Consider the following 25,998-nt stretch of genomic DNA (forward strand, 5'->3'; position numbering starts at 1 on the left):
TAGAAAATGTTACATTGATGTCAGAAGATATGGAAAAACAGGCTGATAGAGTTATGAATAATATTAATGACGGTAATGATTCAATAGAAAACTCTGTCGATAGGATAGAAAATGTAAGAGGTAATACTAAAGAAGTAGCAAATACTATCAATAATTTAGGAGATCTGTCAAATAAAATTGGTGAGATAGTAGATTTAATTAACAATATAGCAGCTCAGACCAATCTTTTAGCTCTAAATGCTGCCATTGAGGCTGCTAGAGCAGGAGAAGCTGGTCGTGGATTTTCAGTTGTTGCAGATGAGATAAGGCAGCTGGCCGAAGAATCAGAGGATGCAACAAATCAGATTGGGGGACTGGTCAAAGAAATTCAGAGTGGAGTTGGTAAAGCTGTAAATAGAATGGATGCTACAGAGGAAGTAGTTAATGGCAGTGTCTCTGCAATCAGGAATACCGGTAAGGCATTTGAAGAAATTAATTCTGCAGCAGTACAATTAAGAGATTTAATTGAAAATATTAGTGAGAGGTCAGAAAAAGTAAGTGGAAATAGTAAAGATGTTGAAGCAACAATTAAAGAAATAGCTTCAGTCAGTGAAGAAGCAGCAAGCAATGCCGAAGAGGTAGCAGCTGCCAGTGAAGAACAGAGTGCCTCGACTGAAGAAATTGTAAGTGCATCCGAAGATTTAAGCAGAATGGCAGTTGAATTAACAGATTTAATCAATAAGTTTGAACTATGATAAATTTATTTCATCTTTACCTCCCTTAACTTGAGTGATATAATTATAATTGAATATAATAAATCATAAAAAGGTTAAGGGTGGTAAAAGTGCTCTGTAACACACCGTGTTTTCTAAACGCGCTGGCATATAAAAGTGTGATTTTAAATGAAGATTTAGAAATAATTTTTATAAATGATGACTGGAAAGATTATATTTTAAAAAGTGAGAAAAATGTCGAGAATAACAGTATAGGATTAAACTATATTCAACTGATTAAACGACTAAATAAATCTGCTGCCGATTATTTTTCAGATATTGAATGCGGAATTAAAAATGTTATATTAAATGAAGAGGATAAGTTTGAATTAGAATATCCCGAGTATTCTCCTGCAGAAACAGCCTGGTTTAAGTTGATAGTTACTCCCTTTGCAGATGGCGCATTAATTATGCATGAAGATATTACTGATAGAAAAAATGCAGAAACTGCTTTAAAAATAAAAGAAGAACAGTATAAAACAATATTTAATAGTGCTCCTATCGGGATGCTGGTTGAAGATCCAGAAGGTAATATACTTGAAGTTAATGAAGCACTCTGCAATATGACCGGTTACAGTAAACAAGAATTAGAAGGAGATAATATTTTTAATCAGTTGGTTGGCCCAGAAAGAGTGGAAGAAGCAAAAAAAGACATTGAAATTATATTGAGTGGACAGGATTTAGAATTTAATCTTGATAATACTAATAAAAATGGGAAACATTATTATACCCATTTTAAAGAAACAAAAATTAATCTACCGGATAGTGGGACCGGTATTTTATCAATGCAGGTTGACTTAACAAGTTTGAGAATAAAGGAAAAAAAATTAGAGTTTTTAAGTTATCATGATCAGCTAACCGGGTTGTATAACAGAGCTTTTTTTGACCAGGAGCTGAAAAGGCTGGATGAGCAAGAACAGCTCCCCTTAAGCCTGGTGGTTATAGATGTAAATGGTTTAAAGATGATAAATGATGCGCACGGACATCTGACAGGAGATAAATTAATAAAAAAGGCAGCAGCTGTGCTTAAGTCAAGCTTGAGAGAGGATGATATTCTGGCCAGATTTGGTGGGGATGAGTTTGCTCTTATATTGCCTCAAACTCCGGAAAAGGATGCGGAGAAAATTATAAAAAGAATCAAAGAAAAAAGTGCGAAAGTAAAAATCAGAGACAAAAATCTTTCACTGGGTATTGGTTTTGCAACTAAAACTGAGATGAGTCAAGATATTGAAGAAATATTTAATAAAGCAGATGATAATATGTATAAAGATAAAATAAGTAAAAACAAAAACAGAGAAGAGTTTAAAAGATAGTAAAGATAATTAAAACAGTAAAAATAATATTAAATTATTAAAGCGGCTAAGTTCTTAAATTCTAAAGAGCTTAGCCGTTTATTATTTTAGATTTATAAATTTTATTTAAACTGATTATAAAAATTAGGTGCAGAGTTTAAATCTCTTTTATTAAATGTGTTGCCAGTTGACAAAGGAATTTAGATTTTAGTATCGAATATACTAATAACAATTATTATTATATTCAGGATAAGGAAAACTTATTGAGGTGGAAAAAGATGCTGGAAAATAATAAAGAGCAGAATATGCTGCTGGACACAATTGAAACACAGGTCTGGTATTTAAAGGATCCTTTTACTTATGGCAAAGCAAATCAGGCACATGCTGATTTTTTAGGTGTAGATAAGGAGGCCCTAGAAAATAAAAAATTAAATAAGGTTCTCTCTGATAAAGAAACTCAAATATGTAGTCTGAGCAATAAAAAGGTTTTTAAAGAAAAGAAAAAAATTAAGACGGAAGAATGGTTAAAAAATCATAAAGGTCAGGCAAGATTACTTGCGATAACTAAAAATCCAAAATTAAATAAAAGTGGTCAGGTGGATTATGTAGTATGTTCTGCCGAAGATATTACAGAACAAAAAGAAAGAGAATATATAGTTAAAGAGCTACATAAAATAGCTGTAGATTTTAAAGAACTAAAAAGCGAAAAAGAAATATGCGATATGACTGTAAAAGCCGCTGAGAGTCTTTTAGATTTTACCCTCTGTAATGTTATTTTAGCAAAAGGTGGGCAATTTATACCACTGGCTTCTTCCAGCAACTTTAAGCAGGAGCAGATTCCAATAACAGAAAAAAGCATTGCTGCCAGAACATTTCAGGAAGGTAAGAGTATTATAATTGATGATATTCAAAATAGTTTTGAAGCGGTGGCTATAAAAAACATTTATAAGTCAGGGATAAGTATTCCGATTGGAAACTATGGAGTTTTTCAGGCAGCAGCATCTAAAAAGAATGCTTTTTGTAAAAATGATCTGGAATTAGCAGAGATTTTAATATCACATGTTACCGCATCATTAGATAGAATATATGCTCAGGAAAGAATTAAAGAACAGAAAAATTTTCTGTCAACTATCTTAGAGGTGCAGAGCAGTCTTGTTTTATTAATAGATTCGGAGGGTAAAATTATTCGTTTTAATAAGGCCGCTGAGGAGCTTACAGGTTATAAAGAAAATGAAGTAAAAGGGGAAATTTTTTGGGATTTATTTATAAAAGAAACAGATAAAAAAGATGTTATCGACACTTTTTGTCGACTAAAAAATAAGGATTATCCCTATAAATACGAAAATTATCTGCTGACAAAAACTGGGGAAGAAAAATTAATTGTCTGGTCCAATAATGTTATTTTAAATGATGCAGATGATATTAAATATGTTGTAGCCACCGGTATTGACATAACAAAAAGAAAAAGACAGGAAGAAAAACTAAAAGAACAAAAAGCATATTTTGAACAGCTTTTTAATAATTCTACAGAAGCAATAGTTCTTCTAGATAATAAACATCGAGTAATTAAAGTTAATAAAAAATTTGAGTCTCTATTTGGATTTACACAATCAGAACTTATAAATAAAAATATTGATGATTATATCTTACCGGAGGAATTATTAGAATCAGGACAGGAATATACTGAGGAAGTAAAAGGAGGTAAAAAAGTTGAAGGTGAGAGTCTAAGAAAAACCAAAAATGGTGATAAAATAAATGTTCATCTGCAGGGTTTTCCCATTAAATTAGAAAATGGGCAGATCGGTATCTATGGTTTATATCGAGATATTACGGAAAGAAAGAAGAGAGAAAAAAGAATAGAATATCTTTCTTTTCATGATGAAATGACAGGTCTATATAATAGAAGATATTTTGAAAATGAATTAAAAAGACTGAGCTCTTCCCGCCAGCATCCAATAACAATTGTGATTGGAGATTTGGATGGTCTCAAGATCATCAATGATACTTATGGCCATAAAAAAGGAGATGAGTATTTAGTTAATACAGCCCAAATACTAAAGGAAACTGCAAGAACTGAAGATATTATTGCTCGTATAGGTGGAGATGAGTTTGCTATGATTTTACCTGAGTCCAGATACAAAGAAGCAAAAAGTTTTTGCCAGAGATTGGAAAAAAATATTAAAGAATTTAACCAGGATAGAAACCTGGAGAAACCTTTGTCGATCTCGTTTGGTTTTGAGGTTATGATAGATGACAGCAGCAGTCTGGATAAGATTTTTAATAAAGCAGATCAGAATATGTATTTAAATAAAGGTCGAAAATAGAAGTTATTAAAGTATTTGATGGCTATAATAGTATAAAAAATTAATATATGTTTTTTTTAGAATCCTCTTCAGGGTGAAAAGATATCCTGCATAGGGTTCTTTTTTTATTAATAACTGTTTCTAATAAAAGAAAAATTTAACTTTTTTTAAAATATTACAAGGAGAAATTAATTTTTTCTAGAATCTGATTAATGCCTTATATTATAAAAAAGCAATATTATTTTATAAGCTAAGTAATTAAAAAAATAATTTATAGTGGAGGTGTTTATAAATGATGTGACTCCTTTATGGTAGACAGATTAAATAATAAAAAAATTCAGTATTTTAGAAAGATTAAGTTAGCAATTCTAAAGGCTAATTGACTAAATTATAATTATAGCTAATATTTTATACTTAAGTTGGTGAGAAAATATGAATCGTTTTTTAAAACAAAAAAAGATAATAATAATTTATTTGGTAGTAGGTTTTGCCTGGATATATTTTTCGGATAAAATTTTGTTATTTTTAATAAGCGATATAGATTACTACAATAAAATTCAGGATTATAAAGGGTTTTTTTATGTTTTATCAAATGCTATTTTGTTATATTTATTAATTAGTAAGTATACTTATAACATTAACAAAAGAAAAGATGAAGTTGATGCTTTAAATGAGCAGCTTATGGCTAATAATGAGGAATTAGTTGAATCTTTAGATGAACTTAATCAAATGAATGAAAGATTTATCTCAATGATTAATATTGTTTCTAATTTAAATAAACAGAACATATTTTATGAAGACGATTTTTTATCACAATTATTAGATGCAGCTGTTAAAATTGTTCCAGAAGCAGACTATGGGAAAATATATATTATAGAAAATGACCTTTGCAGATTTGTAAATTCTATTGGTCATGATTTTAATGTTCTAAAAAATATAAAAATCAAACAAAAAACTTTATTTGATTATAATAATAAAGGTGTATTTATTTCAGATGATTATTCTATAAATATAGATAAAGTATCTAAAAAATATAAAGCTGATCTTTTAAAAGCATTAAAGCCAATAAAAAAATCTCTTTATATTGACATTAATATGAACGAATCAATTGTCGGAAGAATTTCTCTTGATATTGCAGCTGGAAGTAATAAACAATTCTGCGAAACAACTAAAAAAGTACTAAATTCTTTTGCAGTTTTGGCATCATCCTTTTTTGCTTTTAAGTATTATAATAATTTGCAGGAGGAATTTACTAAAGAATTAACTGGCTCAATAATTAAGATTTTAGAAATTTATGATCATTACACGAGAGGTCATTCTGAAAATGTGGCAAATTTAACTGTTAAAATTGCAGAAAGAATGGAAGTGTCAAAAAAGATGATTAATGATGCTTATTGGGCAGGCATGGTACATGATATTGGTAAACTACTGGTTCCTGTTAGTATTTTAAATAAGAAAGGAAAATTGGATGATGAAGAATTTCAATTAGTTAAAAAACATCCAATCTGGGGAAATAAATCTTTATCAGATTCTGATGCTTTGAAACATATTTCAAAATATATTTTATATCATCATGAAAGATGGGATGGCAAAGGATATCCAGCTGGCTTAAAGAACGAAGAAATTCCATTAATATCTCAAATGATTTGTGTAGCTGACTCCTGGGATGCAATGAGATCAAAAAGAGCATACAGAGAACCATTAAGTAAAGAAACAGCGTTATCGGAAATAAGAAAAAATAAAGGAACGCAATTTGCGCCAGAAGTAGTTGATGTATTTTTAGATATGATAGGTGATGAAATTTCTGAAATAGATAAAGATATTGATACAAAACAATTAAATTTAGTCCGGTGAAAAGTGAATATATACATATTACGTGATTAAAAAATATTAAATTTGAAATTTAAGTTATTAGTTTAAGGAGGAAAATTATAAATGGTAAAATTTTATCAGAATTTGAAACTGGGAGTAAAAATTGGTGGTGGATTTACATTGCTTTTATTAATTAGTATTATATTAACATTTGTAGGATATAATGGATTAAAAAACATAAAATTAGATTTAGCAATAACCAATGATGCGGTATATTATGAGTCAACTGCTTTAAAAATTAAAGAAAATGAAAAAAATTTGATGTTAAAAAATGATAAGGAATATCTTAAAGAAATTAATAAAATGTTATCCAGTATGCTGAAGCAGTCTGAGAGTACAAAAAATAAAATGCAGCAGCAAAAAGATAAAAATGATATAAATGAAATGGAAAAGATAGCTTCTCAATATGAAAAAGCAGTAAATACATATGCAGAATCATTATTTAAACAGAATGAACTTAGAAATAATTTTTTGAAATCAGAAGAGAATCTTTTGAGCAGTGTAAGTAGGATAGTGGAAGTGCAAAATGAAGAACTTGATAATATAATGGCTAGTCTTAACAATAATAGTAATAATAGTTCTAACTTTGAAGCAGAAAATTTAGAGAAAAAAATAAATACAATTAAATATGCAAACCAATTAAAAGAAAATATTAATCAAATTGGTTTACAGGAAAGAAATTATATTATTAACCTGGCTAATTTTGAACAGCAAAAATTATATGCTGAAAAAATTATAAATAATTTTTCAGAGTCAGAAACTATTGTCAATAATTTAATTCAAGGATTTGATAAAACAAATGATATAGAAATTGGAAAAGAAATATTAGCAGAGATTAAAGCTACAGAAAATACTTTTAGAGAGGTTAATGGTCTGGAACAGATTAAAGATGAAAATAAAGTACTTATGGAAAACAAGGCAGAAGCATTTATAGAAAGTGCTGATAACTTACAGGAAGATCAGTTGTTGGAGATAGAAATGGAAGAAGTTTCAGCTATTAGAAAGCTTATTATAACAGTAATTATTTCTTTAATAGCAGGTGTTTTACTGGCAGTAATTATTACCAAAGGTATAACAAAAGCTATCAATAAAGCAAGTGATATAGCGCAAGAAATAGCATTGGGAAATTTAAATATAAAGGTTCCTGGTGCATATCTTAATAGAAAAGATGAAGTTGGATTGTTAGCTAAATCGCTTGATAAAATGATTGGTAATTTAAAAGGTTTGATTGGGAAAGTGGCAGACATATCATCAAATTTATCTGCTTCCAGTGAGGAATTGTCAGCGTCTGGGGAGGAAGTGGCAACTGCTGCTACTCAGGTTGGAGAGTCTATTCAGCAGGTTGCTTCTGGAGCAGAAGAACAGTCGGCTCAGGTAGAAGAGACAAATACTAAAATTAATGGGTTAATTAAACAAATAAAAAGTGTTAAGAGAAATTCTGAAGAGATGGATACTCAGGCAGAAAATGTAATGCAAAATATTAATGAAGGGAATGAATCTGTAGATAATTCTGTTAATCAAATAAAAAAAGTAAAAACAAATTCTAAAGAGGTATTTAAAACGATTAATAACTTGGGAGATTTATCAGATAAAATTGGTGAGATAGTGGGATTAATCAATAATATAGCAGCTCAAACAAATCTTTTAGCTTTAAATGCTGCCATTGAAGCCGCAAGAGCTGGAGAAGCAGGACGAGGATTTTCGGTTGTTGCCGATGAAATAAGACAGTTGGCAGAGGAATCTGAAGGTGCCACTAATCAAATTGGAGATCTTGTAAAAGAAATACAAAATGGAGTTGGAGATGCAGTAGTAAAGATGGATACGACGGAAGAGGTAGTAAATGGAAGTGTCTCTGCAATTCAAAATACAGGTGAATCATTTGGCAAAATAAATAAAGCTGCAATTAAATTAAGAAAACTTATAGGGCAGATAAACAATAAGTCAAATAAAGTAGATCAAAATGCTGGTGAAGTAGAAACTATAGTAAAAGAAATTGCAAAAGTAAGTGAAGAAGCTGCCAGTAATTCTCAGGAGGTAGCAGCCGCCAGTGAAGAACAAAGTGCATCAACTGAGGAAATAGTTAGTGCAGCAGATGAACTTGCAGCTATGGCAAATGATCTAACAAATGCTGTGAGTCAATTTGAACTTTAATATTTAATGAAAAACAAATAAAGTGCCAGTATTATATTGGCACTTTATTTACTTTAACAAAAGTTGTGACAGGTGAGCTTTATATGTTAAAATAAAGCTCGAAGTTAAAAAATTATAAGATATATAATGTTAAACAACTAGATTTCATTTGGGAAGTGTTTTAATGGATAAATATAATATAAATAGGATTATGAAGGTTACTATAATTTCGGTTATTATAATCATTTTGTTTTTTTATCTTGGAATTTTTTCTCCGCTGAAGAGAAGATTAGAAGATTCTCTTGAAAACAATTTTTATAAACAAGTTTCTATATATGAAATAAGTATAGAAAGTCAGTTTAATGAATATATTGAAGAAAGTAAAAGTCTTTCCAGTAGAACAATGATAAAAAATAAATTAATTGAGTATGATAACCAGGAAATTACACTAGATGAACTAAAAAAATATACTAAATTTAAATATTTGGATGGTGTTCAAGTTTCAGATGATATTCTTGCTGCTTATAGAGTAACCAATGAAAATCAGATAGTTGTTCAATATGGAAACTTGGATTTTGATAGAATCAAATCATTTTATAATCATTTTTCTAATCAATTAAATGTTGGACTAATTAAAAAGAAAAACCTGGTTATCATTGATTCACCAATTTTAGCTAAAAATGGGAAGAGAGTAGGAAATGATTTAATTGTATTTGATATTAATGAATTTATGCAAAACTTTAATAAGGGTGATATTAAATCAGAAATAATATATAATAAAGGAGAAATTAAAAAACCTTTTGAAGAAGAAAATTATATATTAGAATATAGAAAAATTTTAAATACTAATTATTGGTTAAAAGTTGTTCAATCCGAATTAGATTTATATGATTCTTTAGATTTATTAACAGTTCGGATTGGAATTGTTTTTATAGTAATATTGCTGGTAATTTTAATAATTTTTTATAGAACAATTAGTACTGCATTTAATCAGATTATTTCTGAATTAAAATTGAAAATCAAAAAGCTAAATGAGACTAAAGTTTTACTAGAAAATCAATATAAGTTTCAAAGAGTTCTTGCTGGAGTTTCTTCGGATTTAGTAAACTTAAGCACAAATAATTTTGACAAAAAAATAAATGGTTCTTTGGCTGAAATCGGACAGTTTTTTGATATTGATTTCATTCAAATTTTTAAATTTTCAGATGAGGAAAAGTTTATTTCAAGCATACATAAATGGGCTGATAATAATTTTAAGTTTCATATTAATGATTTGCAAAACTTACCAGTAAATAGCCTTAATTGGTTGATAAAGCAAATTAAAGATAATGATTATTTTAAAATTTGTAAGGTCGATAACTTATCTCAAGGAAATAAAATGAAGAAGAAGCTATTAAACTCATTAAATATTGAGTCTGCAGTCTTTGTACCAATATATATCGAGAATAGATTGTTTGGCGGCTATATTTTTGGAAACAGTAAAAATGAAATCTGTCAAAGTAAAAAAATAAAATATATTAATATATTTACAGAAGTTATAACCAGAGCAATTTCTAAGAATTTAGATGATCGTAAAATTGAAAAGTTAACTTATTATGATTCACTAACAGGTCTTTACAATCGCAGATTTTTTGAAGAAGAAATGATACGACTGGATACTCCTAGAAAGTTGCCATTTAGTATTTTAGTTGCCGACTTAAATGGGTTAAAAATTATTAATGATAGTTATGGACATGATAAAGGTGATGAAATGTTAAAAAAGGCAGCTCAAATAATTAAGAGTTCACTTCGAAAAGAAGATATATTAGCCCGACAGGGTGGAGATGAATTTGCTGTTTTATTACCTAATACTTCAAAAAATGAGGCAAAACAAATTGTCAGTAGAATAAAAAAGAAATGTAAAGAAACCAAAAATGATATGCTTCCAATTTCTATTGCTCTTGGCAGGGCTACTAAAAAAAGGTCAGAGCAGAAAATAGAAGAAATATTAAGAGAAGCTGACGATAAAATGTATAAAAATAAGTTATCTGAAAGTCGTAGTATTAAAAGTAATATAGTTAAGAGATTAATAAATGTTTTAAATGAAAAAAGTAGTGAAACAGAAGAACATGCTGTTAGAATGACTAAGTTAGCTTTTGAATTTGGAGAAAGTTTAGGGCTTTCAAATTCTGAACAGAATCGACTTTCAATGATAGCAACTCTGCATGATATTGGTAAGATAAATATTAAGGAAAAAATTTTAAAAAAAGAAGATAAATTAGATACTCAAGAATGGAACATGATTAAAAAGCATCCTGAATATGGTTATAAAATAGCAAAATCATCAGAAGAATTTGCAGCAGTAGCTGAAGATATTTTAGCACATCATGAACATTGGAATGGTAACGGTTATCCAAATCAATTAAAGGGAGAAGACATACCATATCTGGCAAGAGTAATTTTTATAATTGATGCTTATGATGTAATGACTCATGAACGTCCTTATTCAAAGGCGATATCGAAAGAAGCTGCTTTAGAAGAAATTAAAAATTGTGCTGGTTCTCAATTTGATCCGAGTTTATCAGCTAAATTTATTAAATTTATGCATGAAAAAAATTAACTAGACAAATAAAGCTTTCCCTGGTTATAAGTGGTTAGGACCACTTCAACAATTTCTGGATCAAATTGGCTATTGGCTGAAAGCTTTAATTCTTTAATTACCTCCTCAATAGGTTTTGCTTCTTTATATATTCGTCGGGAAATCATAGCATCAATACTATCTGCAACAGAAATTATTCTCGCCCATAGAGGTATATCTTTCTCTGCAAGGCCATCTGGATACCCAGATCCATCCCATCGTTCATGGTGATAACGCACCGCCCTGGCTTCTTTTTCTAAACCCGGTATATCTTTAATGATTTGATATCCTATTTCCGAATGTTGTTTAATTAAATTATATTCAGCAAGTGAAAGTGAACCTTCTTTATTTAAAATAATATCTGAAATCCCAATTTTACCAACATCATGTAGATAAGCAGCTCGTTTAAGTCTATATAATTCTTTTGAAGATAGTCCTAATTCTTTACCTATTGTAAAAGAAATTTGGGCAACATTGCTAGAATGGTTGCCTGTATATCTGTCCCTACTGTCAAGAGCTTTACTTAACGAGCTTGTAGTTTTAAGTAGAGTTTCTTTAAGCCTATCTTGATTTTGGCGGGCTGCACGATTTTTTTTAATTAACATATTACTGATTAAAGCTATTAGGAAGTAAATGCTGGTGACAAGAATGACAGCCCATAATTCTATATCTCTATTATATTTATCAATATTTAGTATATAACTTCTTAATATCGGATTAACATAAAAACTCATCAATGTCGTCAGTAGGGATACTATAAAACCTATTTTTTGAGAAACAAATCCTGCCAGAATAATTGGAAATATGTATAGATAATCTAAGATAAGTTGATCAAATACTCCCCTAACCAGAATATCTAATAATGATATTAGGGCTAATAATAAATAAACATTTAACACATTACTGTGAATTCCTCTTCGTTCTCCTACTTCATTAATATAATTCTCAAAAAAATTTTCAAATAAGTTCATTAAAATAGACACTCCTCAATCATTTCTTTTCCTGCTCTGTTGATTTACTCAGATAAAAATTTACCTATATTTATAATATGATATATCTTCTCATCTTGCAATTTAATTCAATAAAAGTTATTAGATTAAATGAACAGTATAAAATGGTTGAAGATATTGTTTGATCTTAAAACTAATTTATTGAAAGAAAAATAGTTAATAAAAGTAAATCACCCAGGGGTTTAAAAATAATTAGAAAAAATAAGTAATGAAATTGAAAGAAGATAATTATATTTAATAAAAAATTTACTAAAAATTTAGTTTTGAAAAGATAAACAATCCAATCTTTTTTGAGATAAAAAGGATAAAAATACTAATTAATATTGATAACAAGAATCATTCAATTAATTTAATTAAAAAACACTTAATTTTATTAAAAAATAGATAAAATTTTAGTTAAAAAGGCTTGAAATTTAATTTAATTTTATATATAATTTGAGTAAGTCAAAATAAAGGTAAAATTCTAAAAAAACATTATATTCGAAATAATAAAGAAGAGAATTTGTTTTTGAAAAGGAGTGATTCGTTTACTGAAATATAATAAAAATAATTTTATTTTCTGATATTGAGCTTAAATATTTTAAAACACAAAAGTAATAACTGGAGGTTGAATAATGAATAAAATACCAATGGGAGTATTAATAGGTAATAGAGATTTTTTTGCTGATGAATTATGTGAGAAAGGAAGAAATTCCCTGCTGCCAATTCTAAAGGAAAAAGGTATCCAACCTATTCTTCTGGATGAAGAAGAGGGAGTATTCGGAAGTATACAGGATAGAAGTGATGCTAAAAAAAGTATTGAGCTGTTTAAAAAGAAAAAAGAAAACATTAAAGGAATTATCGTTAGCTTACCAAATTTTGGTGATGAAAAAAGTATTGTAGAGACAATTAAAGAAAGTGATTTAGATGTGCCTGTTTTAGTTCACGCTTTTCCAGATGAAATTAATAAATTGGATTACATTAATCGGCGTGATAGTTTTTGTGGTAAGATTTCTGTATGTAATAATTTAAAACAATTTGGAATTGATTTTAGCTTAACTGAGAATCACACTTTAGCACCAGATACTGAAGAATTTAAGAGAGAAATAGATAAATTTATTGGTGTTTGTAATGTAGTTGATAAATTAAAAGGAGCTCGGCTGGGATTAATAGGAATAAGACCTGCTGATTTTAATACTGTAAGGTTTAGTGAAAAGATTTTACAGAGAAATAATATTTCTGTGGAACCAATATCAATGCTTGATTTTGTAAATGCAGTTGAAAAATTAGATAAAGATAACAAAGATGTGATAAATTCATTGGAAGAATTAACATCATATATGGATACTTCAAAAGTTCCAGAATCAGCCATGTTAAAAATGGCAAAATTAAATGTGATCTATAATAATTGGGTTAATGAAAATGAAATTGATGCAGTTGCTTTTCAATGTTGGGATTCTCTTCAAAACTCATTGGGGATCAATCCCTGTACTGTAATGAGTATTTTTTCAAACAGAGGAATTCCTTCAGCATGTGAAAGTGATGTAATGGGAGCATTGAGTATGCTTGCTTTACAGGCTGCTTCAGAAAAGCCAAGTGGAATAGTAGATTGGAATAATAATTATGGCGATGATCCTGATAAAGCAATAATTTTTCATTGTGGTAATTTTGCTAAAGATATTTATAGTTGTAATGGCAATAGCTGTCCCCAGATTAATTATCCAGAAATTTTAGGTTCAACTTTAGGACAGGAAAATACTTATGGTTCTATTGATGGTGAGATTAAACCAGATAATATCACTTTTGCCAGAGTTCATACTAATGATAATAGCGGTGAGATTGAAGCATACTTAGCTGAAGGAGAAATTACTGATGATTTATTGGATACTTTTGGTTCCAGAGGAGTTGCAAAAGTTGAAGGTCTCCAGAATTTAATGAACTATATTTGTGAAAATGGTTTTGAACATCATGTAGCAATTAATCTTAGTCTTGTGTCTGATATTTTAGAAGAAGCAATGACAAATTATTTAGGCTGGAAAGTATATAATCACAAATAAATTTTGAGTTTTCGATTAAGGGAGGTTTTCTTATGGATAAAATAGAATTCTTGACTGAAAAAGCAGCCCAGATTCGTAGAGATTTATTAAAGATGATTGTTAATGCAGGGACAGGACATACTGCAGGATCATTATCAAATACAGATATAATGACAGTTTTATTCTATGAAGTAATGGATATAAAAGTTGATGATCCAGACTGGGATGATAGAGACAGGTTTATTTTAAGTAAAGGTCATAGTGTAGAGTCATATTATACTATTTTAGCTGATAAGGGATATTTTGATAAAGAAGAACTAAATACCTTCTGTCAGTATAAATCAAGGTTAATTGGGCACCCGAATAATAAAGTTCCGGGAGTTGAAATGAATACTGGGGCTTTAGGTCATGGACTGGCAATTGCAGCAGGAATGGCCAAAGCGGCTAAAATGAGCAAAAAAAATTATAAAGTGTATACTTTGATGGGAGATGGAGAACTGGCGGAAGGGTCAGTTTGGGAAGCGGCCCTGGCTGCTTCACACTTTAAATTGGATAATTTAGTTGGAATAATTGATAGAAATAATTTGCAAATTACAGATAATACAGAAAAAGTAATGGGTTTAGAACCTTTAGCAGAAAAATGGAAAAGTTTTGGTTGGGAAATAATAGAGGTTGATGGACATAATTATCAGGAACTGATTAATGCATTTACTAAAAGTTCAGAAATCAAGGGAAGACCAACTCTAATTCTTGCTAATACAATTAAAGGTAAGGGTGTTTCATTTATGGAAAATAAAGCAGAATGGCACCATGGTTTACCATCTGAAGAGGAGCTAGCTCAAGCATTAGAGGAATTAAGTTCAAAGGGTGAGGTGATATAATATGTCTAAAACTGCCAATAAAAAAGTAGTATGTGAAAAGTTAATAGAATATGGGAAAAAAGATAGAGATATTGTGGCTTTAACCAGTGATTCAAGAGGATCAGCATCTATGACTGATTTTGGTAATCAGTTACCAGACCAGCTGGTAGAGGTTGGAATTGCTGAACAAAATATTGTAGGTATGGCAGCTGGATTAGCTGCCAGTGGAAAGAAACCTTTTATTACATCCTATGCAGCTTTTGTTACAATGAGAGCAATTGAGCAGGTAAAGGTAGATGTTGCTTATTCTAATGTAAATGTAAAAATTATTGGAATTAGCGGAGGAGTAAGTTATGGTCCACTTGGCATGTCACATCATGCTTTACATGATATTGCTGTTATGCGGGCGATCCCAAACATAAAAATGATTATGCCTGCAGATAGGTATGACACTGAAAAATTAATGGAAGAATTAGTTAATTATGAAGGACCAGTTTATGTTAGAGTCGGAAGAAATGCTGTAGAAGAGGTTCATCAATCTGCTGATTATGAGTTTGAGATTGGTAAGGCAGATCAGTTAAGCGGGGGTAGTGATTTGACTATAATAGCGACTGGAGAGCTGGTTTCTACAGCCTTAAAAGCTGCCGAATTATTAGAAGAAGACGATCTAGACTGCAGAGTTATTAATATGCATACATTGAAACCAATTGACGAAAAAGCCATTATTAAAGCAGCAGAAGAAACAGGGAAAATAATAACTGTTGAAGAACACAGTGTGTATGGTGGACTTGGCTCCGCTGTGAGTCAGGTTGTTGCTGAAAATCATCCAGTACCGGTTAAGGTTTTTGCAATTCCAGATGAACCAGCTGTAACAGGTTATCCAGAAGATATTTTTAAAGAATACGGTTTAACTCCTTCTAATATTGCAGAAAAAGCAAAAGAAATGTTTGATTAATAATATATAAAAAGGGAGACAAACAATGGTGAATCAAAAAAAACAGTATCTATTGACTGTGGATCAGAGCACTTCTGGAACAAAGGCTTTAATAATTGATAAAACCGGAAAGATTATAGAAAAAAAATTAATAGAACATCAGCAATATTATCCCAAGTCAGGGTGGGTGGAACATGATCCAGTAGAAATATACCAAAATACAATTAAAGTAATTAAAGAGTTAATAAATAATTCTAAAATTGAATCAAATCAGATTCGATCACTTAGTATTACCAATCAAAGAGAAACAGTAGTAGTTTGGGATAAAAACTCCGGTAAACCAGTATATAATGCTGTTGTCTGGCAGTGTAAAAGAGGCGAAAAAATTTGTAATGAATTAAAAGAAAAAGGTTATCAAGAACTATTTAGAGAAAAAACGGGTCTTCTAATTGATCCTTACTTTTCTGCAACAGGAATCAAATGGATTTTAGATAATGTTGAAGGTGTTAGAGAAAAAGCAGAAAAAGGAGAAGTTCTTTTTGGAACAATTGATAGCTGGTTAATTTATAATTTAAGTAATAAAAAAGTACATGCCACAGATTACTCGAATGCCTCAAGGACTATGCTATATAATATAAAAGATCTTTGGTGGGATTACGAAATCATGGATATTCTAGATATTCCTAAATCTATGGCCCCGGGAGTGAAGTATTCTGATGAAATATTCGCTTATACCAATTTGGATAATCTTTTAGAGGATCCAATACCGATTGTTGGAGTACTTGGTGATTCTCATGCCGCTCTGTTTGGACAGAAATGTTTTGAAAAAGGAATGGCAAAAGTTACTTATGGAACTGGTTCTTCAATAGCAATGAATATTGGAGATGATTATAAAATTTCTGATAAGGGAATTGTAACCTCGATTGGTTGGGGTCTTAACAATAAAATTGAATATATTTACGAAGGGAATATTCACTCAACAGGAGCTACTATTAAATGGATAGTCCAAAATTTAAAATTGATTTCAAATGAAAAAGATTCGGAAAAAATAGCTGTAAAACTTAAAAATAATGGTGGAGTATATTTTATACCAGCTTTTGTTGGGTTAGGAGCTCCTTATTGGAAAAATAATATTAATGCAAGCATTGTTGGTATTACATTTGACACCCAAAAAGAGCATATTATAAGAGCTGCCCTGGAATCGATAGCTTATCAGATCAAAGATGTGGTTGATTTAATGGCCAAAGAAGCAAAAGTTGAGATTAAGAAAATTAAAGTTGATGGTGGTCCTACTCAGAATAAATTTTTAATGCAGTTTCAATCAGATATGCTCGGGGTACCTGTTTATAAAAGTGAGATTGAAGAACTTTCTGCAATTGGAGTTGCTTATCTAGGTGGATTAACAACGGGATTTTGGCAATCACAAGATGATTTAAAATTATTAAATGAAAATTCAATAGTTTATAAGGATAAAATTGAAAAAAGTACTAGAAAAAGATATTATCAAGGCTGGAAAGATGCAGTAAATATTTTTGTTAAATAGTTGAATCTGTAAAATAATGGGCCTATTATCTTGATTGAAATATAACAAATTTTCTGTAATTAATTATCCGAAAAAAGGGGGAGATAGTTTTTGGTTGTAAATTAAAAAGTTTATTTTTAGAATATTGGGAAAGGGGTGATAACTAAAGGTGTTTAACTAATTTATTAATTGGAATTTAAGGGGTTTAGTTTTTAGAATAGTTATTTATTATTTTAAAATTATCTAACAAAATTTGAGGAGGATAAAAAATTGAAAAAAACTATTATTATCTTATTACTTAGCTGTTTGGTGTTTGGACTATTAACCGGGACTGTTGGCGCTCAGGATAAAGGTTTAATTGTAGTTATTACTCCATCACATGATAATCCATTTTTTAAAACTGAAGCAGATGCAGCAGTAGAAAAGGCTGAAGAGCTTGGTTATGAAACATTAAGTGTAGTTCACGCAGGTTCAGTAAGTAAACAGAGCGAACTCTTTGATACTGCTATTGCAAGAAATGCCAAAGCAATCATTTGTGATAATGCTGGTGCAGAAGCAACTATTGCAGCAGTTCAAAAAGCTAAAGATGCCGGAATACCAACATTCCTAATTGATAGAGAAATTAATGCATCTGGTGTTGCTATTTCTCAAATTGTTTCTAATAACTATCAAGGTGCAACATTAGTAGGAGAAAAATTTGTAGAGCTTATGGATGAAAAAGGTAAATATGTTGAATTAACAGGTAAATCATCTGACACCAATGCTCAGATTAGATCTCAGGGTTTCCATCAGGTAATAGATCAATATCCGGATATGGAAATGGTTGCTCAACAGAGTGCTAATTGGAGTCAGACAGAAGCTTTCACAAAAATGGAGTCAATTATTCAGGCTAATGACGATATTAAGGGAGTAGTTTGTGGAAATGATACCATGGCAATGGGCGCTATGGCAGCATTAAAAGCCGCTGGTATGGGGGATGTAATTGTTGTTGGTTTTGATGGTAGTGATGATGTTGCAGAGTCAATAATGAATGGTGATATTAAAGCTACTGCTTTACAGCCAGCATATGATATGGCTCAAATGGCTGTAGAACAGGCTGATAAATATCTGGAAACTGGTTCTACAGGTGTTAAGGAAAAGCAGTTAATGGATTGTACATTAATAACAAAAGAAAACGCAGATAGACTTCATAATTATAGATTAGAAGAAAAGTAATCATTAAATTAACTACCTGCAGATTGATCTGCAGGTAGTTAGTTAAATATAGATTGAGATATTATATTAAAAATTGAAGGTGATAATAAATGAAAAATAGCAGGAGCTATTTAAAAGTTCTTATACTTTTAATTACAGCAGTTTCTTTTCTTTTTATACTGTCTGCCTGTAAACCATGGACTGTTGTTAAACTTGATAAAGAGAATACTACTTCAGCCAATAACAGTATAAACTTAGATGGAGAAAACACTAATTTATCCGAATATGTTGACCAATTATGGACAGAAAATATTGTGCCCTATATAGTTCAAGAAAGCAAAAAAAATAAGGCTGGTAAGGTAATAAGTGCAATAAAAAGTGATCAAAAAAGAGCAGGCGAAGAGTATGGAACTAGAGAGAGTTCAGCAGGTACTCCATGGAAATATATAATTTCAGGAGAAGCTAAAATTATTTCATTAAATACTGAATCTAGAAACGGTACTGTTGATTTAGATTTAAAACCATATGATGATGAGCCAGAACTCAAAATGCAAATTGGACCTGTAATTAGAGGAACCTCAATAAGAGATAGTTTAGATTTTATTTCTTTTGATAATTTTGGTAACCAAATAGAATATGCTCAATTTTCTAGTGAGCTAAATGACAAAGTAATTAAAGAAGTATTAAATGAATTTAAATTTGAAAATTTGCTGGATCAAGAAATCGATTTTAAAGGAGTAGCTATAAAAGATTCTTCTGAAATCATTTTGACTCCTGTTGAAATTGATCTATTGGGGGAGTAGAGAATAATGACTAATGAATTAAAAACTAATGAAATGTCTGATGTGTGCCTTTCAACAAAGGGTATAAAAAAGATTTATCCAGGTACAATTGCTCTGGATGATGTTGATTTTAATATATACCGGGGGAAAGTTAATGCCCTGGTAGGAGAAAATGGTGCAGGGAAATCAACTTTAATGAAAATTATCGCAGGTATAGTGGAGCCAAATGAGGGTTCGATTTATCTGAATGATGAAAAAATAAAAATGTTAAATACAAGAGATGCTAAAAGAAAAGGGATCGGAATAATCCATCAAGAATTAAATTTATTTAAAGAATTAACTGTTGCTCAAAACTTGTTTATGACTGAAGAAAGGGTTAAGTATGGTATTCAGTTAAATCAAAAAGAACATTATAAAAAAGCTAAAGAAATTCTAAATAAATTAAAACAGGATATTGATCCAAATACAAAGGTTGGAAATCTTAGAGCGGGCCAACAACAGATTGTTGAAATTGCAAAGACTATGCTGCAGGAAAATTTACACGTATTAATAATGGATGAACCTACATCTTCTTTAAGTAATTCTGAAGTAGAAATTTTATTTAATATTATTGAAGATTTAAAATCTCAAGGAGTATCTATTGTATATATTTCTCACCGCCTGGAAGAAATTATGCGAATTTGTGATTATGTTACAATACTCAGAGATGGAGAAAAAATTACAGAAGCAAAAACTAATGATATTAGCATTTCCTGGATAGTATCAAAAATGTTAGGAAGAGACATGTTAGATATTGAAATGGAACATAAAATTCAGGATAAAAACATACTAAATGCAGAATCTATTACTTTACCTAAATTATCAGGTGGATATCTTGTTGATCATGTTTCTTTTTCACTTAAAAGAGGAGAGATTTTAGGTATATATGGTCTGTTGGGAGCAGGTAGAACCGAACTTTTAGAAACCTTGATGGGTCTTCATCCGGAAGTGGAGAATGAAATTTATCTTGATAACGAAAAAATTAGTATCCGATCTGTGTCTCAACAGATTAAAAATGGGCTTGCCTTAATACCAGAAAATCGGCAAACAGAAGGTCTGGTCCCTATTTTGTCTGTTAGAAAAAATATGACTTTGTCCAATTTAAAAAGATATACGAAAGGAATACATTTGGTAACTGATGAAATAGAAAACACAATCAGTGCTATGATTGAAGATCTTTCAATTAAAGTAGCTGATATTGATTTAAATATGGAATCTCTTAGTGGAGGTAATCAGCAAAAAGTTGTAATAGGAAAAGGTATATTAACTAAGCCAAAGGTTCTTCTGTTGGATGAACCCACAAGAGGCATTGATGTTGGAGCTAAAGAAGATGTATTTAAGATTATGGATAAACTTGCCGATAGAGGTATTGGAATAATTTATGTAGCTTCAGAATTAAAACAAATAATGGCTGTATCAGATAGAGTATTAGTAATGTCAAAAGGTAAAATAACTGGAGAATTCGATAAAAAAGAAATGACAGAAGATAAACTTGTAAAAGCTTCATCAATAGGACATTCTGTTAAAAATTCATAAAAGGGGTATAAAACTATGAAAGATAGCTTAGATAAAAATGGAAAAAATTTATTTAATGATTTAACACTGGGAATGCTTCTATTTAAGATGCGTACTTTTATAGCTTTAATAGTATTGATATTATTTTTCAGTATTACAGTACCTAATTTTTTCTCAGTTAGAAATATGTTTATTATGACAAGGCATGCATCGCAGTATGCATTACTGGCTATTGGTATGACTTTTGTTATAATAAGTGGAGGGATTGACCTATCAGTTGGCTCGATAGTTGGCCTTTCAGCAATGATAGCAGGTGGTTTGATTAATGAAGGACTTGTACTTTCTATGTTTGGAGTAACTATTTACTTTAATATATTTATTGTAATTTTAATAACTTTAGCTCTTGGAATAACAATGGGAGCTTTTAATGGATTTCTTGTAAGTAGATTTAATGTACCTCCCTTTATTGCAACTCTAGGGACTCTCTATATAGCTAGAGGCTTTGCTCTTTTGAGATCCGGTGGAGAAACTTTTTCAAATTTAACTGGTGAAGAAAGACTAGGAAATACTGGATTTCCCTTTATTGGTTCGGGAAGAATATTAGGTATACCTAATCAAATCTGGATTTTAATTGTTATAGCATTGATAGCAGTTTACATAACTAAAAAAACACCATTAGGCTGGCATGTTTATGCTGTTGGTGGTAACGAAAAAGCTGCTAAAATTTCAGGGATTAAAGTTAAGAATATTAAGATGTTTGTTTATATGTTTTCTGGTTTGATGTGTGCAATAGTTGGACTAGTTGTTGCTTCAGAATTAGTTGCTGCTCATCCAGCTACAGGAGAAAGTTGGGAGTTAAATGCAATAGCAGCGACTGTCTTAGGTGGTACTTCCTTAAGTGGAGGGGTTGGAACTATTGGAGGTACTATAGTGGGGGCTTTTGTTATTGGAGTATTGTCTGATGGACTTGTTATGATGGGAGTTTCAGAGTTCTGGCAAATGGTAATTACAGGACTAGTAATCGTTACTGCGGTAATATTTGACCAACTACAGAAACAGGCAGAGAAAAAGGCGGCTATCCAGAGTAACCAGTAGTTATTAATAATTTTTATATTAACCCTTCCTGGGCAGTTTTAATAAAAAACTAAATTTTTAGTTGAAAAATTGATAAATTTAGTTAATACAGATATAATAAACTTGTAATAGAAAAGTTTTAGAAAGTGAGGTTTAAGGATGGCCAAAGTAAAATTAGATGATATTGCAAAATCAGCCGGAGTTTCTAAGGCAACGGTTTCCAATGCTTTAAATAATAGAAAAGGCGTAGGTGAGGAAACTAAGGATAAAATTATAAAGATTGCTAAAGACCTGGGCTATAATAAAACGAAGAGCTCTACATCAAAATCTCCTAAGTCTATAAGAATAATAATTTATAAAAAACATGGTTATGTTGTTTCAGACACGCCATTCTTCTCTAATTTGTTAGAAGGCATACAAAAAGAATGTAGGGATGAAGGTTATGAAATGATGATTTCTCATTTGTCAAGAAATGAAAAAAATTATAAAGAAATTATAAATAATATAAGTGCTGATAGTTCTTCTGGATATTTGATACTAGCTACAGAGATGTTAGAAGAAGATTTAGATTATTTTGATCTATTAAATAAACCTGTGGTATTACTTGATAGTTTCTTTAAAAATAGAGATTATGATCAAGTAGTGATTGATAATTATAGTGCTTCCTACAAAGGGACTCAAAGACTTATTGAAAATGGTCATAAGAATATTGGTTATCTACACAGCTCTGTGTATATAAACAATTTTTATTATAGAAAATTGGGCTTTAAAGATGCTATCAGGGAATCAGGGCTTAGAATTAATGAAGATTATCAATTTAGTTTAGAGCCTACAATTGAGGGCTCCTATCAGCAAATGAAAGAAATCTTATTTACACAAAATCCCGAACTGCCAACATCATTTTTTGCAGATAATGATATTATAGCTTTTGGTGCTGTAAAAGCACTAAAAGAATATGGTGTTAAGATTCCTGAAGAAGTGTCTATAATAGGATTTGATGATATGCCATATTGTGAAATATGTGAACCTAAAATGTCTACAGTTAAGGTGCATAAACAGTATTTAGGAGAAGTTGCAGTAAAAAGATTAATCGAAAAGATAGAATATGATGATTATGTTAATCAGAAAATAGAAATAAGTACAGAACTTGTTGAAAGGAATAGTATAAAAAAAGTAGATATTTAAATGTTTTTAGAATCTTCTTCAGGGGGACAGCCTGGGGAAGATTCTTTTTTTGCTTTTATTAATTCTTCAAGTTCTAAGTTATTGGACTTCTAAAAAAATTGTCGATTTGTAGATGAAGGAAAAACCATATATTCCAAGAAATATATAATTAGATATTTAAATATATTTTGAATTAAATCTATTACTTTTAGAGAGGTTGTGAACTGCTATGAATAACTATAAAGTTGGTGAATTTTATAAAGCTAAGTCTTATAAAGAAAGTGGATTTAATTTTCCAGACGGTGAGTATAAACTTAAGATAATTAGAGAAGGTTTTCCTGAAGATCCTGTTAATGATGAAGATGAATTAATCATTGCAGAAGAACAGTGGCTTGAGGGTCTAGAAGGCAGTGATCAGTATAAAACAGATTTAGATGGTAACTGGTATTACTTCGAGTTTCCTATCAATGATGAAGGAATTAACTATATGTGGGTACCTGAGTCAGTAGTGGTAGAAGTTTTTAATTAGACTTTATTGGAAATAAGTTGATATAATAGGCTTGAGTTTTCTTCTTTTAGGGGGCGAGTTAATGACAGATAAAAAATCAATGACCGAATCTGAAATATGTATGAATTACATAACTCCAGCTATAAAAAGAGCTGGCTGGGATAAAAAAAGACAAATAAGAAGAGAATATTATTTTACAGCTGGTAGAATTGTGGTTAGAGGTAAAGCAACTGCAAGAAAAAAAGGAAAGAAAGCTGATTATCTACTGGAATACAAGTCTAATTTCCCTTTAGCTGTAGTTGAGGCAAAAAGCAATCAACATTCTATTGGGTCAGGTATGCAGCAGGCTCTTGATTACGCAGAGATTTTAGATGTGCCTTTTGTTTATGCTTCAAATGGTGATGCTTTTATTGAACATGATAGGACGACCGGTAAGGTTAGAGAAATTTCTTTGTCAAATTTCCCGTCTCCAAAAAAATTATGGGATAGATATAGCGACTATAAGAATTATACTGAAGAAGAAGAAGAGATTGTAACTCAAGATTACTATTATGCTCAAGGAGGAAAAACTCCAAGATATTATCAAAGAGTTGCTATTAATAGGACTGTTGAAGCTATTGCCAAGGGTCAAGATAGAATAATGCTAGTAATGGCTACTGGAACAGGTAAAACTTTTACTGCTTTTCAAATAATACATAGATTATGGAAAGCTAGAGAGAAAAAAAGGATTTTATTTTTAGCTGATAGAAATATTTTAATTGATCAGGCTATGGTTAATGATTTTAATCCTTTCAAAGATATTATGCAAAAAGTTGATAGAAAAACTGTTGATAAAGCTCACGAAATATATATGGCTTTATATCAGTCTATGACCGGCAGTGAAGAGTGGCAGGAAACATACAGACAGTTTAGCTCAGATTTTTTTGATTTGGTTGTCATTGATGAGTGTCATAGAGGTTCTGCTAGAGCGGACTCTGCCTGGAGAGAAGTCTTAGATTATTTTGATGATGCTACCCATATAGGACTAACAGCAACTCCTAAGGAAACAAATAAGGTTTCCAATACTCATTACTTTGGAGAACCTATTTATACATATTCATTAAAGCAGGGTATTGATGATGGTTATTTAGCCCCTTATAAAGTAGTTAGAGTAAATTTAGATAAAGATCTAGAAGGATATAGGCCTACAAAAGACAAGTTAGATAAATATGGTCTACCTGTCGAGGATAGAGAATATAATATTAAGGATTATGATAGGAGTTTAGTATTAGAAAAAAGAACAGAATTGGTAGCAAAAGAAGTAAGTGATTATCTAAAGCCAAATAGCAGGTATAATAAGTCTATAGTTTTTTGTGTTGATATTGATCATGCTGAAAGAATGCGTCAATCTTTAATTAATGAAAACTCTGATTTAGTAAAGAAAAATAGTAAATATGTAATGGCTATAACTAGTGAACATCAAAGAGGCAAGGAACAGCTTACTAATTTCACTGATCCAGCTGAAAAATATCCTACACTGGTTACTACTTCTAAATTGCTTACTACCGGAGTTGATGCCCAGACCTGTAAGTTGATAGTTTTAGATGCTAATATTAATTCTATGACTGAATTTAAGCAAATTATTGGTAGAGGAACTAGAATAAATGAAGATTATAATAAAAGATTTTTTACTATAATGGATTTCAGAGGTGTTACAAGAAAGTTTGCGGATCCAGAATTCGATGGAGAACCTGTACAGGAAGATGAATTTGAACCTGGTGATTTAACTGGTTCTTATGATGGGAATGACGAAGATGAAGATATCATAATAGATCCAGAAGGTTCAGATGATAATAATAGCAGTGTAAAATACTATTTAGATGATGTAGAGGTTCATTTGATTAGCGAAAAAGTCCAATATTACGATAAAGATGGAAAGTTAGTAACTGAATCTTTGATTGATTATACTAGAAAAAATGTCAGAGAGCATTATGATACTTTAAATGATTTTATTAGAAAATGGAATAGTAAAGATAAAAAACAGGCAATAATAAAAGAATTAGAGAATCAGGGTATATTTTTAGAAGAGTTAAAGGAAGAAGTCGGTAAAGATATGGATGAATTTGACTTAATATGTCATATTGCTTATGATAAACCACCTCTCACTAGACAGGAAAGAGCAGATAAAGTTGAAAAAAGTGATTATTTTGCTAAATATGAAGAGGAAGCAAGAGAAGTTATAAAAGCTTTATTAGATAAGTATAGAGATGATGGTGTGACAAATATTGAGGACATGAAAGTTCTTCAGTTAGAAGAATTTAGAAAGATCGGTTCTCCTAAAAAAATAATTAAATCATTTGGTAGCCGGAAAAAATATGAAGCGGCAATTAAAGAACTAGAAAATAAATTATATGCTTAATTTTTTGAAAGGATGTT

18 protein-coding genes and 1 pseudogene are annotated in these 25,998 nt (G+C 30.4%); 18 read left to right on the top strand and 1 reads right to left on the bottom strand.

Annotated features, from left to right (window positions below):
* The first annotated feature begins 17 nt into the window (after positions 1-17).
* From BW929_RS03970 to BW929_RS03995, 6 genes are all read left to right on the top strand, one after another.
* Positions 18-734: a methyl-accepting chemotaxis protein gene (locus BW929_RS03970; RefSeq protein ID WP_076544094.1), complete on the top strand. Its 717-nt coding sequence runs from the start codon at positions 18-20 to the stop codon at positions 732-734.
* Between the two features lie 89 nt (positions 735-823).
* Positions 824-2,065 (top strand): sensor domain-containing diguanylate cyclase, encoded by a 1,242-nt coding sequence (locus tag BW929_RS03975; RefSeq protein WP_076544095.1) that lies wholly within the window; start codon positions 824-826, stop codon positions 2,063-2,065.
* A 257-nt stretch (positions 2,066-2,322) separates the two neighbouring features.
* The gene (locus BW929_RS03980) at positions 2,323-4,368 is read left to right on the top strand and encodes a sensor domain-containing diguanylate cyclase (protein ID WP_076544096.1); all 2,046 of its coding nucleotides are present in this window, start codon (positions 2,323-2,325) and stop codon (positions 4,366-4,368) included.
* A gap of 411 nt (positions 4,369-4,779) precedes the next feature.
* Entirely contained in the window at positions 4,780-6,201 is a 1,422-nt protein-coding gene (locus tag BW929_RS15335; RefSeq protein ID WP_076544097.1) for an HD-GYP domain-containing protein, read from the top strand.
* A gap of 81 nt (positions 6,202-6,282) precedes the next feature.
* Positions 6,283-8,370, top strand: coding sequence for a methyl-accepting chemotaxis protein (locus BW929_RS03990; protein WP_076544098.1), 2,088 nt, complete (start codon positions 6,283-6,285; stop codon positions 8,368-8,370).
* 163 nt (positions 8,371-8,533) lie between these two features.
* Positions 8,534-10,948, top strand: a complete 2,415-nt coding sequence (locus BW929_RS03995) for a bifunctional diguanylate cyclase/phosphohydrolase (protein ID WP_076544099.1) — start codon at positions 8,534-8,536, stop codon at positions 10,946-10,948.
* Here the strand turns inward: BW929_RS03995 and BW929_RS04000 are convergent.
* Positions 10,945-11,937, bottom strand: a complete 993-nt coding sequence (locus BW929_RS04000) for an HD-GYP domain-containing protein (protein ID WP_076544100.1) — start codon at positions 11,935-11,937, stop codon at positions 10,945-10,947. The genes BW929_RS03995 and BW929_RS04000 overlap by 4 nt on opposite strands.
* Positions 11,938-12,590: 653 nt before the next feature.
* Between BW929_RS04000 and BW929_RS04005 the strand changes: the two genes are divergently transcribed.
* The 12 genes and pseudogenes from BW929_RS04005 (at position 12,591) to hsdR (ending at position 25,981) form a co-directional block, all read left to right on the top strand.
* Positions 12,591-14,012, top strand: a complete 1,422-nt coding sequence (locus BW929_RS04005) for an L-fucose/L-arabinose isomerase family protein (protein ID WP_076544101.1) — start codon at positions 12,591-12,593, stop codon at positions 14,010-14,012.
* Between the two features lie 32 nt (positions 14,013-14,044).
* Positions 14,045-14,872, top strand: a complete 828-nt coding sequence (locus BW929_RS04010) for a transketolase (RefSeq protein WP_076544102.1) — start codon at positions 14,045-14,047, stop codon at positions 14,870-14,872.
* A 1-nt stretch (position 14,873) separates the two neighbouring features.
* Entirely contained in the window at positions 14,874-15,806 is a 933-nt protein-coding gene (locus tag BW929_RS04015; protein ID WP_076544103.1) for a transketolase family protein, read from the top strand.
* Positions 15,807-15,831: 25 nt separating this feature from the next.
* On the top strand, positions 15,832-17,328 hold the full coding sequence (gene glpK, locus BW929_RS04020; protein WP_076544104.1) for a glycerol kinase GlpK: 1,497 nt from the start codon (positions 15,832-15,834) through the stop codon (positions 17,326-17,328).
* Positions 17,329-17,577: 249 nt separating this feature from the next.
* Entirely contained in the window at positions 17,578-18,522 is a 945-nt protein-coding gene (locus BW929_RS04025; RefSeq protein ID WP_084566084.1) for a D-ribose ABC transporter substrate-binding protein, read from the top strand.
* Positions 18,523-18,611: 89 nt separating this feature from the next.
* Positions 18,612-19,304: a DUF2291 family protein gene (locus BW929_RS04030; protein ID WP_076544105.1), complete on the top strand. Its 693-nt coding sequence runs from the start codon at positions 18,612-18,614 to the stop codon at positions 19,302-19,304.
* A 123-nt stretch (positions 19,305-19,427) separates the two neighbouring features.
* Positions 19,428-19,793: pseudogene (locus BW929_RS15610) on the top strand (ATP-binding cassette domain-containing protein); the annotation flags it as partial.
* Between the two features lie 42 nt (positions 19,794-19,835).
* Positions 19,836-20,858 carry a sugar ABC transporter ATP-binding protein gene (locus BW929_RS04035; RefSeq protein ID WP_407645361.1) on the top strand — a complete coding sequence of 341 codons (1,023 nt, stop codon included), beginning with the start codon at positions 19,836-19,838 and terminating at the stop codon, positions 20,856-20,858.
* Positions 20,859-20,873: 15 nt separating this feature from the next.
* Positions 20,874-21,932, top strand: a complete 1,059-nt coding sequence (locus tag BW929_RS04040) for an ABC transporter permease (RefSeq protein ID WP_084566085.1) — start codon at positions 20,874-20,876, stop codon at positions 21,930-21,932.
* 138 nt (positions 21,933-22,070) lie between these two features.
* Positions 22,071-23,096: a LacI family DNA-binding transcriptional regulator gene (locus BW929_RS04045; protein WP_076544107.1), complete on the top strand. Its 1,026-nt coding sequence runs from the start codon at positions 22,071-22,073 to the stop codon at positions 23,094-23,096.
* 208 nt (positions 23,097-23,304) lie between these two features.
* Positions 23,305-23,604, top strand: coding sequence for a hypothetical protein (locus tag BW929_RS04050; protein WP_076544108.1), 300 nt, complete (start codon positions 23,305-23,307; stop codon positions 23,602-23,604).
* A 61-nt stretch (positions 23,605-23,665) separates the two neighbouring features.
* The gene (hsdR, locus tag BW929_RS04055) at positions 23,666-25,981 is read left to right on the top strand and encodes an EcoAI/FtnUII family type I restriction enzme subunit R (RefSeq protein WP_076544109.1); all 2,316 of its coding nucleotides are present in this window, start codon (positions 23,666-23,668) and stop codon (positions 25,979-25,981) included.
* Positions 25,982-25,998: the final 17 nt, after the last annotated feature.

The sequence above is a fragment of the Halanaerobium kushneri genome (genome assembly GCF_900156285.1).
Classification (GTDB): domain Bacteria; phylum Bacillota; class Halanaerobiia; order Halanaerobiales; family Halanaerobiaceae; genus Halanaerobium; species Halanaerobium kushneri.

Bases quoted from the DNA above. Each gene is read 5' to 3' on its own strand.
- BW929_RS04030 (WP_076544105.1), top strand. From the start codon at position 18,612: ATGAAAAATAGCAGGAGCTATTTAAAAGTTCTTATACTTTTAATTACA.
- hsdR (WP_076544109.1), top strand. From the start codon at position 23,666: ATGACAGATAAAAAATCAATGACCGAATCTGAAATATGTATGAATTAC.
- BW929_RS04035 (WP_407645361.1), top strand. From the start codon at position 19,836: ATGGATGAACCTACATCTTCTTTAAGTAATTCTGAAGTAGAAATTTTA.
- BW929_RS04005 (WP_076544101.1), top strand. From the start codon at position 12,591: ATGAATAAAATACCAATGGGAGTATTAATAGGTAATAGAGATTTTTTT.
- BW929_RS03970 (WP_076544094.1), top strand. From the start codon at position 18: ATGTCAGAAGATATGGAAAAACAGGCTGATAGAGTTATGAATAATATT.
- BW929_RS04040 (WP_084566085.1), top strand. From the start codon at position 20,874: ATGAAAGATAGCTTAGATAAAAATGGAAAAAATTTATTTAATGATTTA.
- BW929_RS03990 (WP_076544098.1), top strand. From the start codon at position 6,283: ATGGTAAAATTTTATCAGAATTTGAAACTGGGAGTAAAAATTGGTGGT.
- BW929_RS04015 (WP_076544103.1), top strand. From the start codon at position 14,874: ATGTCTAAAACTGCCAATAAAAAAGTAGTATGTGAAAAGTTAATAGAA.
- BW929_RS04045 (WP_076544107.1), top strand. From the start codon at position 22,071: ATGGCCAAAGTAAAATTAGATGATATTGCAAAATCAGCCGGAGTTTCT.
- BW929_RS03980 (WP_076544096.1), top strand. From the start codon at position 2,323: ATGCTGGAAAATAATAAAGAGCAGAATATGCTGCTGGACACAATTGAA.
- BW929_RS04000 (WP_076544100.1), bottom strand. From the start codon at position 11,937: ATGAACTTATTTGAAAATTTTTTTGAGAATTATATTAATGAAGTAGGA.
- BW929_RS04010 (WP_076544102.1), top strand. From the start codon at position 14,045: ATGGATAAAATAGAATTCTTGACTGAAAAAGCAGCCCAGATTCGTAGA.
- BW929_RS15335 (WP_076544097.1), top strand. From the start codon at position 4,780: ATGAATCGTTTTTTAAAACAAAAAAAGATAATAATAATTTATTTGGTA.
- BW929_RS03995 (WP_076544099.1), top strand. From the start codon at position 8,534: ATGGATAAATATAATATAAATAGGATTATGAAGGTTACTATAATTTCG.
- BW929_RS04050 (WP_076544108.1), top strand. From the start codon at position 23,305: ATGAATAACTATAAAGTTGGTGAATTTTATAAAGCTAAGTCTTATAAA.
- glpK (WP_076544104.1), top strand. From the start codon at position 15,832: ATGGTGAATCAAAAAAAACAGTATCTATTGACTGTGGATCAGAGCACT.